The 16,624-nt window shown below is 35.5% G+C and carries 12 protein-coding genes; 3 read left to right on the top strand and 9 right to left on the bottom strand.

Annotated features, from left to right (window positions below; translation table 11 throughout):
* Positions 1–6 precede the first annotated feature (6 nt).
* Genes cas7e through casA form a run of 3 tightly spaced genes read right to left on the bottom strand, consistent with a single transcriptional unit; the run spans position 7 to position 3,248 of the window.
* The gene (gene cas7e, locus A9G47_RS09295) at positions 7–1,071 is read right to left on the bottom strand and encodes a type I-E CRISPR-associated protein Cas7/Cse4/CasC (RefSeq protein WP_065642749.1); all 1,065 of its coding nucleotides are present in this window, start codon (positions 1,069–1,071) and stop codon (positions 7–9) included.
* 5 nt (positions 1,072–1,076) lie between these two features.
* Positions 1,077–1,700, bottom strand: a complete 624-nt coding sequence (casB, locus tag A9G47_RS09290; RefSeq protein ID WP_065566892.1) for a type I-E CRISPR-associated protein Cse2/CasB — start codon at positions 1,698–1,700, stop codon at positions 1,077–1,079.
* A 21-nt stretch (positions 1,701–1,721) separates the two neighbouring features.
* Positions 1,722–3,248, bottom strand: a complete 1,527-nt coding sequence (gene casA, locus A9G47_RS09285; protein ID WP_065642748.1) for a type I-E CRISPR-associated protein Cse1/CasA — start codon at positions 3,246–3,248, stop codon at positions 1,722–1,724.
* A 623-nt stretch (positions 3,249–3,871) separates the two neighbouring features.
* On the opposite strand from casA, the gene A9G47_RS09280 reads away from it, so the two are divergent.
* On the top strand, positions 3,872–4,282 hold the full coding sequence (locus A9G47_RS09280; protein WP_065642747.1) for a hypothetical protein: 411 nt from the start codon (positions 3,872–3,874) through the stop codon (positions 4,280–4,282).
* Between the two features lie 14 nt (positions 4,283–4,296).
* Entirely contained in the window at positions 4,297–4,653 is a 357-nt protein-coding gene (frdD, locus tag A9G47_RS09275) for a fumarate reductase subunit FrdD (protein ID WP_065566895.1), read from the top strand.
* A 70-nt stretch (positions 4,654–4,723) separates the two neighbouring features.
* Here the strand turns inward: frdD and A9G47_RS09270 are convergent, their stop codons facing one another.
* The 5 genes from A9G47_RS09270 to A9G47_RS09250 are packed head-to-tail and all read right to left on the bottom strand — an operon-like array spanning position 4,724 to position 11,405.
* On the bottom strand, positions 4,724–5,578 hold the full coding sequence (locus A9G47_RS09270) for a hypothetical protein (protein ID WP_065642746.1): 855 nt from the start codon (positions 5,576–5,578) through the stop codon (positions 4,724–4,726).
* Positions 5,579–5,610: 32 nt separating this feature from the next.
* Positions 5,611–7,335 carry a microcin C ABC transporter ATP-binding protein YejF gene (gene yejF, locus A9G47_RS09265; protein WP_065642745.1) on the bottom strand — a complete coding sequence of 575 codons (1,725 nt, stop codon included), beginning with the start codon at positions 7,333–7,335 and terminating at the stop codon, positions 5,611–5,613.
* Positions 7,332–8,363 (bottom strand): ABC transporter permease, encoded by a 1,032-nt coding sequence (locus A9G47_RS09260; RefSeq protein ID WP_065566898.1) that lies wholly within the window; start codon positions 8,361–8,363, stop codon positions 7,332–7,334. The genes yejF and A9G47_RS09260 overlap by 4 nt, the downstream gene beginning before the upstream one ends.
* Entirely contained in the window at positions 8,363–9,451 is a 1,089-nt protein-coding gene (locus A9G47_RS09255) for a microcin C ABC transporter permease YejB (protein ID WP_065566899.1), read from the bottom strand. The genes A9G47_RS09260 and A9G47_RS09255 overlap by 1 nt, the downstream gene beginning before the upstream one ends.
* Position 9,452: 1 nt before the next feature.
* On the bottom strand, positions 9,453–11,405 hold the full coding sequence (locus A9G47_RS09250; RefSeq protein ID WP_081303616.1) for an extracellular solute-binding protein: 1,953 nt from the start codon (positions 11,403–11,405) through the stop codon (positions 9,453–9,455).
* A 306-nt stretch (positions 11,406–11,711) separates the two neighbouring features.
* Between A9G47_RS09250 and A9G47_RS09245 the strand changes: the two genes are divergently transcribed.
* Complete coding sequence (locus A9G47_RS09245) at positions 11,712–14,429, top strand: CRISPR-associated helicase/endonuclease Cas3 (RefSeq protein ID WP_065642744.1); 2,718 nt, start codon at positions 11,712–11,714, stop codon at positions 14,427–14,429.
* Between the two features lie 695 nt (positions 14,430–15,124).
* Here the strand turns inward: A9G47_RS09245 and A9G47_RS09240 are convergent.
* A partial coding sequence (locus A9G47_RS09240) for a primase-like DNA-binding domain-containing protein (RefSeq protein ID WP_218057459.1) occupies positions 15,125–16,624 on the bottom strand: 1,500 nt, incomplete at its 5' end.

Below are 16,624 nucleotides of genomic sequence, written 5' to 3'. Positions count from 1 at the left end.
GCTCTCCTATTTTTGCGCAACAAAATCTAATGCAGCACTCAGTGTTCCTTCTCCTGTTTCACTGTTGAGAATATAGCGGCTATCGGCACATTGCCCATAAACTTTATCAAATTTATCACGTTGCTCTTCTAAACGGGTAATCGCATCATTCACCATATCTTGGCCACGAATTGGGTTAAAATAGGCCACAGCTAAAGAGCGCGGTTGTTGGGAGCCTTTTTCTATTAATAGATAAGAGGTATATGCTCTTGAGGCAAAACTATTTTGCATACCAGTTGGAGCCACTTTTGTTGCCGATTCGGTTAAAGCTTTTAAGGTTTTTTCTACTAATGCCTCATCACCATTTAAATTTTCTAGTAGTAAATCACGGCTGATACAAACATAGGTGTAAAATAGTGCTGAAGCAAATCCTCGCTCACCCAGATGAGCAGAACCAGCATCAACATCGTTATTATTTAAATCATCAACAGCAGTAAAGAAATCATCTTCTATCGTAACCGTACTTACACCTAATGCATGAGAAACTTGGCACGCGGCTTCAATATTAAATGCTGGGCTCTCTGCTAACATTCGTCCAAATAATGCTACATCAACACTACTATTCTCTTTACGCAGTAATTTTACTTCATCATCGCTAGGCTCACGTTTTTCATTAATCAATAATTCCACTAATTGCTTGATTGCTTGTTGCTCATTACTGCTAATATGCACCAATTGTTCAATCTCTAAATTAGTTAATGGATCTTTAGGTGATTTTTCATTTTTTACTTTACCAAACTGGCTTGCTATTTTGATGGTACTGTCTTTGGCTATTTTTTCAGAAATACCACTCTCAATCATTGGCGTATATACCCAATCTCGCGCAAAACGACGTGAACGAACACCAATATGATCGCTTAGTGATTGATAAAAAAAGTCCGAGGTTCGCCAAGCTCGCTTTAAACTTTGTGATGAAATACGTAAACGATCGGTGTTGCCCATTTTGGCTGTTTTTGGTCGCCCTAAATCATCACGGTTTAAATTTGAAGGCGCATAAGCAGTTAATAAGTGTAATTGAATAAATGTAGTCATGATGATTATTCCTTAGAATTATTTTTTGTTGAAGAATAGTCCATTGCCCAACGAACAGAAAGGCGTTCAAACGGATTAGTTTTGGCTGATGAATTATGCTTATACTCTCGCTCATACCACTCTTGCATCCATAAAAAGATGCCGTCGGCAAGTGAAATAAGGTTAACACCTTTTTCGCCACGTATTTTTACCGCACGAATCAAGCGACGACAAAATTCTTCAGGCGTTTGACTTTCGCAAAGCTGTTCAAATCGTAACGGAGATAAAAAGTTATGTTCACCACCTTTTACTTTTTCACTTAATTGTGCGGCAAATGGGGCTTTGTCATTATTAGCTTGAGCAAAAGCAGCAGCATTGACAAATATCTGTAGTGCTTGATACTGAACATCCGTTTGCGGCAATTTGCTATCGTTATGAATAAGTGCCTTGGCTAAAATCATATAGCCTTCTTGTAAGATTATAAATTCAGATAGTGCATTCCGACGTAATTCAGCACGCAATTTACGTCCATTGTAGCTAATACCATTAAATGTACATTGCCTTAGCTGCAACATAGAAAACCACTCATCGATAATCTTTTTATGGTTATCATTTAAGATCATCAGCTTTTTTTGGATAGTGCCTGACATGTTGTTCTCCCCCACATGCAATCAAGACGATTTGTTATTTTTAATCTTTTTGATATTTCTCAGTTTATTAAAAGCTTTAATTAAGTTTTCTCTTGCGGTGATTTTTTCAGAACTAATCATGAGTTGATCTGGGTCAGCAAAAGCAGCTTTATCATAAACTTGTGTGATATATTTCAATAAGGTATTGGTCCAATCGAATAACAAAGGAAAGCGACCATTTGGGTTGTCTTTCTCTTTAATCAATTGTTTAATATATTGATAAAAAGGTGTTTCAGTTTCCTTCCAATAAGCGATATCCACTGTGCTTGATTGCTTGTTAATACTACTCATCGCTTTACGGAGTATTGGCAAGGTATCTTTGCTGAAATCTAGCGCAAGTGTTATTAGTTCTTTAATATCGCTATCCAAATCATCAAATATTGCATAAACAGGGAAAGTATGTTCATACCAACAACGAGCCTTCATATTGTCAAAATCATAGCCAAAACACCAAAGATGATATTTTTCTGAAGCTCTCAATCCACGCGAATAATGAACTGCAACTAATCGGGCTGACTGAGTTTCGTCATTGGTACTCACCATACCTAACCAATCACGATAAATTAATCCTCTCGGTTGGCCTTTAATCGCAATCGGTTCCCCCGTTTTACTGTCGGTCCGATAAGGCGATAACGGATGTCGCCAATTTTTATATTGAACACCGTAATTTTTTGTTTGATACTGACTAATAAGCTCGGACGATTTTTCACCACAAAGGTCACAATCGCCTTGCGTGGTATTTTCAAAATCAAGCTCAATGCGGCGAGGCATCCCCCAATATGCTTGGCAGCAATTAGCTTGCTCAGGGAATACACTTAAATTTTTGGGCGGTTCGCTAGTTACTGTTTTGTTTAACCACGGGAAGACGGTTTCATCATAATGTTGAGGTTTTTCATCATTATCGAGAGGCATCACATTTAGCCATAACTTTTTCCATAATGGCGTCGATGTATCGAGTGCGGGCATCATTAAAGTGGTAATCGGCCCACCACCACGCAAACTAACGCGATGCCCTTGTCCTCCCGACGGGGCATTAGTTTGTAAAGTAAACAGTGCCATAACAGCGCAATGCGGGCAGATCGCTTTGACAAAATCACGTTTAATAAAATGGTCAGTATTCTTCTTTAATGCGTTTTCACCCGGTGCTTCAACCAATAAGCCCGATATTGGTACTTTATTACCATCTAATGGCGTAAAATCTTGCATAAATGCCGGTTTATGTTCACCAAATTGCATGGCCTGTTTAGCAGGTTTAAATGCTTCATCTAATTGTGATTGAGTAATACCTTCATGCCAATATTCTAACCATTCATCATTATCTTCAGGAGAAAAAGTGGTTTGTAGCAAACCGATAAGAAATTGGTATGCAGCACCTTGGAAGTCAGGTCTAAAATAGGCCAAATCGGAGAGGGTTTCGTCAGCAATTTGGCTAGGCTTAATTTTACTTATTTGACCATTAAAATGTCTCACGGGGATCCATTCTTCGTCTAAAAGAGATAAACAGAACAAAACTCACTCCTTTTATTGATAATAAGCAATACATTATACCGCTTATCTTTTTTGTTTTAAATCCAAAATTTAATGAAGTTGTTTTCTACAGTTAAGTAATAATATGTAGTTACTATTAAATTAACACACAAATTCTACAACAACAATAATTTTTACAAAGACAGTGAGCAACAATACACATTCAAGTATGGCATATTATAAATATAAAACACCTTTAGTTATATGTTACAATTAGCTATCTGAATAATCGTTCCTTATATTAATAGGGATAAACCAACAGTTAGCAATAATTGCGATCCGTTCCCCACATTCGTGGGGATTTTTATTTTATCGCCAGTGAGTTAAGCGGGAGTTATTAGTCTAACGAAAATTAACCTAAAAAAATGTGATCTTAGCTTCTTTTTTAAAAAACTTACTTGTTTGAACTTGGTTGGAAATTGACCATGAAAATAATATATCGATTAAACCAACGCACTTTCTGCCTAGGCTATTACATGAAAAACCGATATCATGCATGACTTTAATTTGACTGCTTCAATGGCTTAGTGTTTATAATATTGCATAAAATACTAACCACTCGAAACATCAATTACATAATAATGTTACACACATTGAGAAATGTTATGATTAAAAAAAATAATGATCTAGATAACAGCAACAATTTATCTGAGAGGCTTGATTCACCTAAAGAACAGTCTTCAATTCTGTCAATCCTTAATAAATTAGTTCCCTTTTCAATGATTTGGGTCAGTTTAGTTTTAATGTTTGGTGTTATTTGTATGTACACCAATGCCATGGGGCAAGACGAGTTTTATCGTTTTATCTTTTTTTTACGTAGTCCTTTTATTATTGTGCTCAATAGCATTGCATTGTTGGTTGCTATTTTTCATTCAATCTGTTGGTTTAATTCCATTCCTAAAACGCTATTTTTATATCGTACTGCTAAAAAATCACAAGCTTATTTAATTATTATAGGGTTGTGGATAGCAACAATTTTTGTGTCAGCCTATTTGCTGTTATTTATCTTAAGATAAGTGGTATTTAATCAATGAAAAATCAAGAAATCCAAGCTAGAAGCACCAATGGAAAAGTTGTAAAAGGGCTATTTGCGCTAGGGGGTACATGGGCGGCTGTTTTTTCTCCCATTGTGCTAATAATTATGATATTTATCATCCCTTTTGGTGATGCAGCAACACGTTCTTATATTCTTAAAATAGCCAATACGGAATTTGGCAAGATCTTTTTATTTTTGATGATTTCACTACCTATCTGGTGTGGATTACAACAAATTTTAACCATTTTGCATAAGTATAATATTCACCCAAAACGCGAAAAACTACTTACTTTTAGTTTAGCATTGGCATGGACAGTTCATGCCATTTATGTCTTATTTATTCGGATATAGCAAGCATTTGAAAATTGCGACAAAATAAAAAGCGTTATTAATCAATTAACGCTTTTTTTATTTTTGGAAACTAATAATAAGTAATTTCGCGAATAATATTAGTTTGTTTGTTATTTTTAGATTTTTTGGCTGTAAGCCAATCGTTTTTTTCATTAAATGTTAAAAATTGAGTGACATAATGTGCTAATTCTTTACCAGCAGATAGATAAGATGTTTCTATAGTTGTTAAACGATGAAGGTTGTTATCATACTGATACAAAAAATCACTCTCGTTTTGCATATTATTACTAAATTGATAGCGCACTTTCGCTAATTGGTGTGTTTGGTATTCAAATGTGTAGGTTGAAGCTCCTTTTTGCTCTTTCCCTGTATATTTGCCATTCTCATCAACTTCTTTGAGTTGCCATTGGACATTTTTATTGATAAGGCAATTATTACTATCGTAAACATAGTTATCGGTTTCAAAAAAAATGAAATCAACCGCTTTTTTAGTCTGTTGTGATACAATAATTTTACCTTGTTCATCAGTATTAAATTGGATAATGCTATTGGTTTTATCTTCAACATCTTCAATAATATTTTCCCAACCCGATTTATTTTTTTGTAGGTGTTCAGAATAGATTCGAACGTTTTTATCTAAATAAAGATCATAATGGCTTTTTATTATTTCTCCGTTAGTATCATATTTTAATGCATGTTTAGCGTTCGTACTGTTAGTTTCAGTAGTTAATTTAGTGGTTAATGTTCTCACCTCGTGTTTAATGCCTTGTACAGGGGAATCAATATAATCAAGGATCTGAAAAATATAGTTATTGGCATTCACTGTATTTTGAGTAGGATTATCACTACAAGTTAACGCCGTGGCGTTTATTGATGTGAGTGATAAACAGAGTGTTAATAAAAAAAATCGTATTTGTTTTTGCATCGTGTTCCTGCTGAATAATTTATTGTATGCTTTTACCTTTTGCCCATTAATAATGCATCATCCCAATTCACTTTTTTACCTTGTTTTTTATTTGATTGGCTGTCATCTTGATGAGTAAATTTTTCTTCTTTGTTTTCATCTATCAAAGTGTTACTCGCTCTACGAGGTGGTTTATCTAAAAAAGAAAGTAACTCTTTGGTGTATTCTTCTTCAGGAGAATAGAAAATCTTTTCTCGTGAGCCTTGCTCTATAATTCTACCCTCTTTCATAACAACAACTTGATGACACATTGAGTAAACCAGCGCTAAGTCATGGCTAATAAACAGGTAACTGAGCTGATGTTTTTCTTGCAATGATTTCAGTAAATTAATAATTTGTTTTTGAATTGTATGATCTAAAGATGAAGTTGGCTCATCTAAAATTAACAATTCTGGCTTTAAAATTAAAGCTCTAGCAATAGCTATTCGTTGGCGCTGCCCACCAGAAAACTCTGTTGGATAGCGATAACGCATATCGGGATCTAGACCCACTTCTTGCATAATATCAATAACGGCCTGCTCACGTTGTTTCTTACTTTGTTTTTTGTGCGTCATTAATCCTTCACTAATAATCTGTTCAATATTAAAACGAGGATTAAGTGACGAAAACGGATCTTGGAATACCACTTGGATACGACTTCGGAATGGCAATAATTTTTTGCCAGTTAGATTTTGTATCGGATGGCTATCAAATACAATATTACCTTGTGATTTAATCAACCGCAAAATAGCTAGTGCCGTTGTGCTTTTACCGGAGCCCGATTCACCCACAATACCGACCGTCTCGCCTTGATGTACAGCAAAACCAACATTATTGACAATTTTCTTTTTAGTTTTTTGAAAAAATCCCTTTCTAGCGATTACCTCAACATCCAAATGGTTAACATTAAGCAGTATTCCTGGCGTATTAGGCAATGGCGCAGGATCGCCACTCGGTGCTGAATTTAATAAGGTACGAGTATATTCATGTTCAGGACGTAAAAAAATGCGTTGCCTATTATTATACTCAACGATTTTCCCTTGCTGCATAACAGCAACTTTATCCGCCAGTTTTTTGACAATGCCAAGATTGTGTGAAATAAATAATAGACTCATATTTAATTCATTTTTTAGCTCTTTAAGCAAGCGAATAATTTGTGCTTGTACCGATACATCTAGGGCCGTAGTTGGCTCATCGGCAATTAACAATTTGGGATGAGTTAAAATGGCCATGGCAATCATAACTCGTTGCCGTTCTCCGCCCGACAGTTGATGAGGGTAAGAGGATAATTTACTTTTTGGATCTTTAATGCCCACCCGATCAAGATATTGCAAAATTTCATTACGTGCGACATTTCGGCGCATGCCTCGATGTAATGACAGCACTTCATAAAGCTGTTTTTCAACCGTGTGTAGTGGATTAAGTGACACCATCGGTTCTTGGAAGATCATGCTAATTTGATTACCACGCACACTTTGCAGTGTTTTGTCTGTCGCATGTAATAACGATTTTTCTTCAAACAAAATATCCCCTGTGGGATAAGTCACTTGATCTTTACACAGTAAACGTAAAATAGACAACGCTGTTACACTTTTTCCCGAACCAGATTCACCAACTAAGGCTAATGTTTCTTGTTCATGGATATCAAAACTAACATTGCTTACTACTTGGGATTCAGCTTGAATGTTACGTTTAAAAGCGATACTTAAATCCTGAACGGATAATAAAGGAGAACTCATCGATACACTCCTTTGTTTGGATCAAATGCATCCCTGACTGCCTCACCAATAAAAATAAGCAGCGAAAGCAAAGTTGCAATGATTAAAAATGAACTAATACCAAGCCAAGGTGCTTGCAAATTATTTTTACCTTGTAGCAATAAACGACCAAGAGACGGCGAATCAATAGGCAAACCAAAACCCAAAAAATCTAGCGACGTTAAGGTGGTAATTGATCCACAAAGAATAAATGGTAAAAAGGTTAATGTTGCCACCATCGCATTAGGTAATATGTGACGGAACATAATTTTAATGTCACTAACCCCCATAGCTTTAGCTGCACGAATATAATCAAAATTGCGGGTACGTAAAAATTCAGTACGTACAATTCCCGCTAACCCCATCCAACCAAATAAAACGGTAATACCAAGCAACCACCAAAAATTAAGCGGTAAAATACTAGCTAATAGAATAATCACAAATAATCCAGGTAAACCACACCAAATTTCAATAAATCGCTGACCTATCAGATCAACGATACCACCATAATAACCTTGAATCGCACCAATAATAACACCAATGACAGAAGTAAATACTGTCAAAAAAATGGCAAAAAACATTGAGAGACGAAAACCATATAAGATATTGGCAAACACATCAAAACCCGCATCAGTAGTGCCTAACCAATGTGATGATGAGGGCGGCGTTGGAAAGGTATTTGCCGTATCATAAATTAATGTACTATAACTGTAGCGAAATGGTGCCCATAAAATCCAACCATTAGCTTCTATTTTCTTTTGTACAACAGGATCAAGATAATTGGCTTGTGTTTCTAATTGACCACCAAACTGTGTTTCTGGATAAAAATGAAAAATCGGTGAATAGTAATTATCCTGATATTTAATAAAAATAGGTCTATCGTTAGTAATAAAATCAGCAAATAAACTAACCACAAATAAAATTGAAAATAACCAGAGTGAATAATAACCACGACGATTATGTTTAAACCGTTGCCAACGTTGCTGATTAATAGAATAATTTTTGGTCATTATTTGTGTGCCTCAAAGTCAATGCGTGGATCAATCATCATATAAGATAAATCCGATAAGAGTTGAGTGATGAGCCCTATTAACGTAAAAATATACAAAGAACCAAAAATGACTGGATAGTCACGTTGAATAATAGCTTCATAACCCAATAAACCAAGCCCATTGAGCGAAAAGATAATTTCAATGAGTAACGACCCAGTAAATAAAATACCAACAAAAGCAGCAGGAAAGCCTGATACAATCAGTAACGTTGCATTACGAAAAACATGTTTATATATAATTTTTCGTTCACTTAAACCTTTAGCTCGTGCAGTAATGACATATTGTTTACGAATTTCATCTAAAAATGAGTTTTTAGTCAGCATGGTGAGCGAAGCAAAACCACCAATGACCATTGCAATGGTGGGCAAGCAAATATGCCATGCGTAGTCTTTCACTTTGCCCCAAAAATCAAGTTGTTCAAAATGATTTGAAATAAGCCCTCGTAGAGGGAAAATATCCCAATAACTACCGCCCGCAAACACCACAATTAGCAATACAGCTAATAAGAAAGGAGGTATAGCATAACCAATAATAATTAGTGTGCTTGTCCAAAAGTCAAATATAGAACCCTCTTTCACCGCTTTACGAATGCCTAAAGGGATTGAAATTAGGTAAACAATTAGTGTGCTCCACAGCCCCAACGAAATCGAAACAGGTAAGCTTTTAACAATTAACCCTAATACCGATTCACTTTTAAAAAAACTATTGCCAAAATCGAATGAAATATACTTTTTGATCGTGTCAACATAACGTTCAAATATTGGTTTATCAAAACCATACTGTTTTTCAATCATTGCGACAACTTGTGGATCGAGCCCTCTTGATCCTCGATAGCTAGACTCATTCTTATACTGCTCAATTGATGTCGATGAACTAATGCTTCCAGGTAATAATCCTTGTCCTGCTTGCGATCCATTTTCAATCATAGCAAGCGCCTGATCGACAGGCCCACCAGGGGCTACTTGCACAATAAAAAAATTGATAGTTAAAATCACAAATAATGTTGGGATAATCAATAGAAGTCGACGAATAAGATAATTGAGCATATTAATGTTTCCGATTTTTAGGCAGGCTAGCTGCTTTGTTAGCATCATACCACCAGCTATCAACGCCTATTGCATAAGTCGGTTGTATGGCTGGTTGCCCAAATTTGTTCCAGTATGCATAATACGTTTTACTGTTATACCACATTGGAATCATGGGGTACTCTTGCGTTAGAATTCGGTCAAGAGCTCGCCCTAGAGGGATTAATGCTTCTTGATTATCTACATTTTTGGTAATTTCAGCAATAATGCCATCAATCGCCTTGTTATGCAAACCCGATGCGTTCCACGATGAATTAAGATACTCGCTCCCCCAAAGTATCTGCAAATTAGAGTTTGGGTAATTGACGGCATAATAATCACGAGCAACCATATCATAATCACGCTCACGAACACGGCGTAATTGTTGTGCTGAATCTAATAAGGTAATTTTCATGGTGATCCCTAAGCGCGCTAAATTTTGTTGGAAGGGAATTGCATACTTAATATCACTACCAAGATAACTAATCAGTTCAAATTCAAAAGGTTGCTGTGTTTTAGTGTTAATCAGTTTACCTTTTTTAATTACCCATCCAGCTTGTTTTAGTAATTCAGCAGCTATTAATAAATTATCACGATTAAAACCCAATCCATCACTTTTAGGTACATAATAAGCATTACCAAAAGCACGCTTTGGAATAATATCTTTATAAGCATTTAACCATTTTAGCTCTTGTTCGCTAGGCTTGCCGATTGCTGCATAGATTGTGTTTTCAAAAAAACTATAAGGCCTTTTGTAACTGTCATAATAAAATGCATGATTTAACCATTCAAAATCAAATGCCAGTGTGATTGCTTCACGCACTTTAACATCGTGAAACAGATCTTTTTGCAAATTAAACGCTAACCACTTAGTATCAGTTGCCGTTTGAACGGTTTTTTCTTGTTTAACAATGTGGTTAGCATCAAAATATTTTCCTTGATATTGAGTAAACCAGTTTTTAGGTTGATCTTCAGCTCGTAAATCATATTCACCTGCTTTAAAGGCCTCTAACGAGATATTATCATCCATATAATAGTCAATTCGTTTTTCGTCAAAATTATCTAACCCTTTATTAATCGGCAAATTACGTGCCCAATAATTGGGATTACGTCGATAAACAACATATTGCCCTAATTTATATTCGCTAATATAGTAAGGACCACTACCAATTGGTGGGGTATTTAAAGGTTCAGCAAGATCATGATTCTGCCAAAAATGTTTTGGCATAACTCGCATACCACCGACAAATGAAAATAATTTTTCACGATCAGAATTAGGGATATCAACACGCAAACGATAATTATCTATCACTTTAACGGTAATGCCTTTATTATAAACACGATATTGAGGCACACCTTCGGTCATAAATTTGTGAAAAGTAAACGCAACATCCTGTGCAGTAATTGGCTGATCATCTTGAAAACGAGCATTTGGGTTAATTGAAACTTCAGCCCAGCGATAACTATCAGAATAAGTTATTGAAGTAGCAATAAGTGGATAAAAACTGGTAATATCATCGGCAGTATTGGTAAAAAGTGTGTCATATAACGATCCCGAACTCCGCTCAGGAGCTCCTCGGCTAGCAAAACGATTAAAATTATCAAAAGAGCCAACTTCAGCTAGCTTAATCGCACCACCTTTGGGTGCATTTGGATTGACATAATCAAGATGTTGAAAATTAGCTGAATATTTAGGTTGACCTGAAAGTGAAAAAATCGTTTTATGATAAATTTTTTCAGTTATTTGGCTAGGACCAACAATATCAATTGGTTTATCCCCAGATAATTGAACTGGGACATTAACATCCTTGTTTAGCTCAGTTTGAGGCTCTCGTTGTTCTTCATCGGCAAAAGCAGGCGCAGAACAAATAACTAGACTAGTTAGGCAACTCAAGATGAATAATGTTTTTATAGGTTGTTTAATTCGAATAATCATCCCAATTCCATTAGTAATTTATTTAACAATAGCGTGTTTACGCTACTTTTTTATTTTAACATATCTAAATCATTTAAGGTGATAACACTGCCCTCAACTCAGGCTGTCTATTTTGCCAAACTTCAACTAAATGAGCAAAACCTAATTAATAAAGTTGATATAAAATGATAATGTTAGGTAAAAAGATACCTTTATTTTTACATAAAACAAGTTATATTAAATCAATTATTAAAGAATAAACATCATAAAAAAAGACAAACGTTATTAAACATATCTATTGCCAAACGTAATGAAGGGATAAAATCAATGACTGAATCGTTTTATCAATATTGGGGAAAATGTCGACAAAGGGACAATAGCGATGATAGCGATGATTATCACCTACTGGCTTATCACAATTTAGATGTCGCTGCTTGTGGATACCATATTGTTAAAAAGAATTATTTTTATTCTGCTGAATTATTTGAGCAACTTGGCTTCTCATCAGATGAGATGGAAAACGCAGCCCTTTGGTTTGCCTATTTTTTAGCTTGGCATGATATTGGTAAATTTGCTAATGGGTTCCAGCAATTATTCAAGCATAATAATCCCAAGCTCGTCGCCGCCGATCCAGCAAAAAGTTACACTACCCGACATGATTCGCTTGGTCACTGGTTATGGCAGAACTATTTAATTGAAAAATCAGAAATACAGCTAGAATCATACAATTATAATATTGAACAGGTATATAATATCTGGTTATTAATCATGACAGCCCATCATGGTAAACCGCCAATATTAAAGCCCGATGGCAACTTATCATTTAACGCACAAGATAAACAAGCTTCATTAGATTATATTAAAGCAATTAATCAACTGTTTATCGTAGATAATAATTTAGCCAGTTACCACACCCGCTTTTTTGACAAAACATTCCGTAAAAATCTTAACAAACTAAGTTGGCTATTAGCGGCAATAACCGTTATTAGTGATTGGTTAGGTTCCAACCAACAATTTTTTCCTTTTTCTTCAAATGTGATGGAGTTGTCAGAATATTGGTTAAACTACGCTCTAGTTAGGGCTGAAAAAGCCGTAGCGACTTTACCTCAACAATCCCCTATTATGCCCTTTAATGGTATTGAAAATTTATTTCCATTTATTGAAAAACCAACCCCCTTGCAACAGCAAGCATTATCTTGCCAACTATCAGATAATGGCCCAGAGTTATTTATTATGGAAGATGTTACTGGAGCGGGAAAAACAGAAGCTTCAATGATTTTGGCGCATCGATTAATGGCAGCAGGGAAAGCACAAGGGATTTATATTGGCTTACCAACTCAAGCTACCGCAAATGCAATCTATCAACGCACGGCACAGGTATATGGGCAATTATATCGATCTAACAGCCATCCATCGCTTGTTCTAGCTCATGGTGCAAGTTATATGAATCCCAATTTTACCCAAACAGTCATTAATTTGGATAATCTTAGTCAACCCAAATACCTCACAAATGAAAATTCCGCGAGTAGCGAGTGTAATGAGTGGTTTGTTGACACACGAAAAAAATCATTGCTTGCTGAAGTTGGAGTTGGAACGCTAGATCAAGCTTTAATGGCAGTTATGCCGTTTAAACATCAATCGTTGCGGCTATTAGGACTACGACATAAGTTACTGATTTTAGATGAAGTTCATGCTTATGATAGTTATATGGCGAAATTATTAGAATCACTGTTACAGTATCATTTTTCACAAGGAGGGAGTGCGATTATACTTACCGCAACTTTACCCTTTTTTCTACGTGAAAAATTACTTAATGCTTTTTATAAAGGATTAAATTCAAATCAATCGCCTTTAACGCTAAATTCAGATTTACCTTTTCCTTTATTGACAAAACTCAATCAACAAGGCTTAGTCGAACAAGCAATAGAGACAAGAGATGAAGTAAAGCGGCAAGTTGATATTAACTGGATTGATAGTATTGATTCTGGTATAGAAAAAATTAAGATTGCCATCCAGCAAGGGAAAATTATTTGCTGGATAAAAAACAGTGTGGCTGACGCAATTAGTTTATATCAACAACTACAACAAAATTTGAATCTTGATAGTAAGCAAATTTTGCTATTTCATAGTCGCTTTGCATATTGTGATCGCTTGGATATCGAACAAAAAACGTTAACATGGGCAGGAAAAACCTCAAATCATGCAATTCGCTCAGGAAAGATCATCATTGCAACTCAAGTCATTGAGCAATCATTAGATCTCGATTTTGACGAAATGATTAGTGATATTGCCCCAATTGATTTATTGATACAACGTGCAGGTCGTTTACAACGACATGTACGAGATAAACAAGGAAATATCAAACTATCCACAAACCAAAATCAACCTTGCGATGATCGAGATAAACCAATATTAACGATATTTGCGCCAACTTGGAATGACAATCCAACCGAAGAATGGCTAGATTACCCAGAATTTGGCAATACTAAGTATGTTTACGCTAATCATGCTTATTTATGGTTCACGCAACGAATCTTACGTCAAAAAGGCGCCATAAAAATGCCCGAAGATGCCAGATTACTCATTGAATCAGTTTATCATAGCGATCTTGAGCCTCCTGAAGGTTTACAAGCGGTTTTTTATAAAGAATTAGGACAACAACTTGGGCAAAGTTCACAAGCTAAAAGTATGATATTAAATTTTAAAAATTGTTATAGCCGAGCGCAATTCAATGCTGAATGGGATCATGAAATTGAAGTATCTACCCGTTTATCAAGAGATAATATTGATCTTTATTTAGCTTATCAGCAAGATGATAAAATCGTTCCTTACTGTAGTAGTAGTGAATATGCTTGGGAACAAAGCCATCTTACAATTAGTGTATCAAAATGGAATAGAATAAAAAGTGCAATTCCACAACTAGAACAGCACCATCTAGAAAAATTAAGGCAAAAGATACATAGGCCTAATGCAATAATTGTTTTAATTGAAAAGGAAAAAGTATCTTGTTTTTACACTAAAGAATTAGGCTTTTATCTCAATTAATTAATGCGGTAGATTAATCATATTTGATTAACCAAAGCTAAAATATTTTGGATGGCAGTTTTTGCTTGGTGGCTATTTTTTCAACATGATGATCCAGTTAACAAAGCGCCTTTGTTTAATATTTCATCTAATGTGGTGTTACGTCGTTTTTCGAAAGAGTCTAATTCCATTTGTTGCAATCTTTAAATAATTTTATCACCAACAAATTTTAGTTCTAAAATTGCTAGGTTTGGTATGCTTTAAAGAATGTTACCATTTATTAAATTGGTGGGCCAAGGGAAACAGAATCATATAGATAAACACACTGGAAATACTGAAAGATTAACTTTTAAAAATCGAATCGTATACCTAAACGTATACCTAAAACAAAAAGTGACCCCAATATTAGGTATTTTAATCTTGCCGAATTGAAAGGTTAAAAAAAATTGGTTTTAGAATTTTGACGGTGTAAAAATTTATCTAGGTGAGCGGTATCCGTTAATTATGTTTTAGATTTTTTATACCTCCCCCCCATAAAAATAAAATTTTATAAAAAAGTGTTCACGGTGTTCACTACTTGCTTGAAGCCTTATTCTAAAAGGGTTTGAGCGGTGAACACTTAATGATTTACTATTCACAAGTGTACACTTTAGGTATTCACTCAATAAAAAACCGCCAATTAGGGCGGTCTTATTTTAGTGACTCAATTTGAGCTACTAGTTAGGATCTTCGGCTTTAGGTAGCCAATCTTGACTAGTGTTAATATTAAGCTCTACGTTGGTTCTCATCCCTTTATTTGCTCTTTTACGCATGTAGTCTTTACCGTTTTCTTTCATTGCATAATTAAGTGATGTGCCAAATTGCGTTAGTGATAGCGGATTGTTTAAACCTGTATTGCGAATGTATTCAATATAAGCATGGTATAAATATTTTCGGGGGTTAAAGGGCATTATTCCCATATTGCCAATAAACATACCATTGGGGTAATCAAGCGCATCAAGATAACTACAAAAATCCACTAAATGATCGGATTCGCGTTTAATCGCCGTCGCTTCGTCTGATTGTTGTTGCTGGTGTAGTCTATCTTTAGCTTCTGTTGGGCTGGTAAACTCATTTAATAGCAACCTCACAATTGAGGGTAGCTCTTGCTCTATTTTGCTGACCAAGTCTAAGTCTCTTTCTTTTTCTGGTATCACCTCGCCAAAGTGGAAGATAACTCTACGTCGTGATATGCCACCATTTCGTTCGTTAAATCTCATTGCCTCGTTATTGATAACCAAGACTACCGCAGGGATTTTACATGAGTAAGGTTGCTTATGTTTTGGGTCTATTGCGACTTCATCACCACCAGTAATCGCTTTTAACCCTGCGCCACTGCCCATATAACGCGGTTGGTCGGGTAAGATGACTAATGAGTAGCCTACAATTAAAGCCCTGTCCCTTGCTTTTTCTAATGCGTCCATGGTGCCTATTACGGTATTGTTTTTACCTGCTAACATCGTTGCTATTTCAGCAAAAACACTTTTACCGCTACCGCCTCCGCCTGTAATCTCTAGGAATAATTGCCAGTCATGACGGTTGGCTAATATCATATATAGCGCAGCTAAGATATTTTTAGCTTTATCTTGATTGCCTGATGCTCTTTTTAGCCATTTAGCAAAATTTGGCGTGTGAGTATCGAAAGATTCCTTTTCTTTGGCAGGGTAGTAATCAATATCATTACTGACCAATAGCCAGTCTTGCTTATTGTGCGGTTTAAAGGTTTGTTTTTTTAGCTCGTATACACCATTTTTAAAGCAGATTAAATCTTTCTGAGACGTTCCCATTATTGGTAGGGACAATCTGAGCGATTCAACCGCTGAGCTAATTCTTATGGGATTAAATGGTTCGCCTGATTGAGTAAATAAATCGGCTAGGGTTCGCATTAGCATTTTATCGCTGATGGGTTGCCATGCGTTATCTTGATAGTAATAGATTTCATCTGTAGTAAGATTAATTGCAAGGTTATTGTCATAATATTGATTGAGTAGTTCGGCACGCTGACTTGATGCCATTTGTGATAGATTCATGCCTGATAAATCTTTTTGATTAGTCGGTTTAGGTAAATTGGTTACGCTATCATCAGCATGAGCTAACATTTGATTAAATGAAACTGACATTTTATCAAGCCCAAATTGTTGCCTATAATCATCCCAATCACATTTATAATCTGTATC

It is taken from the genome of Gilliamella sp. WF3-4 (assembly GCF_001690275.1).
In the GTDB taxonomy this organism is placed as follows: domain Bacteria; phylum Pseudomonadota; class Gammaproteobacteria; order Enterobacterales; family Orbaceae; genus Gilliamella; species Gilliamella apicola_C.
The sequence above is the reverse complement of the archived record's forward strand: the minus strand, read 5'-3'. Positions and strand labels throughout refer to the sequence as shown.

Coding starts and splice junctions, on each gene's coding strand:
- A9G47_RS09280 (WP_065642747.1), top strand. CDS start 3,872: ATGATTAAAAAAAATAATGATCTAGATAACAGCAACAATTTATCTGAG.
- frdD (WP_065566895.1), top strand. CDS start 4,297: ATGAAAAATCAAGAAATCCAAGCTAGAAGCACCAATGGAAAAGTTGTA.
- A9G47_RS09260 (WP_065566898.1), bottom strand. CDS start 8,363: ATGACCAAAAATTATTCTATTAATCAGCAACGTTGGCAACGGTTTAAA.
- cas7e (WP_065642749.1), bottom strand. CDS start 1,071: ATGACTACATTTATTCAATTACACTTATTAACTGCTTATGCGCCTTCA.
- A9G47_RS09245 (WP_065642744.1), top strand. CDS start 11,712: ATGACTGAATCGTTTTATCAATATTGGGGAAAATGTCGACAAAGGGAC.
- casB (WP_065566892.1), bottom strand. CDS start 1,700: ATGTCAGGCACTATCCAAAAAAAGCTGATGATCTTAAATGATAACCAT.
- yejF (WP_065642745.1), bottom strand. CDS start 7,335: ATGAGTTCTCCTTTATTATCCGTTCAGGATTTAAGTATCGCTTTTAAA.
- A9G47_RS09270 (WP_065642746.1), bottom strand. CDS start 5,578: ATGCAAAAACAAATACGATTTTTTTTATTAACACTCTGTTTATCACTC.
- A9G47_RS09255 (WP_065566899.1), bottom strand. CDS start 9,451: ATGCTCAATTATCTTATTCGTCGACTTCTATTGATTATCCCAACATTA.
- A9G47_RS09250 (WP_081303616.1), bottom strand. CDS start 11,405: ATGATTATTCGAATTAAACAACCTATAAAAACATTATTCATCTTGAGT.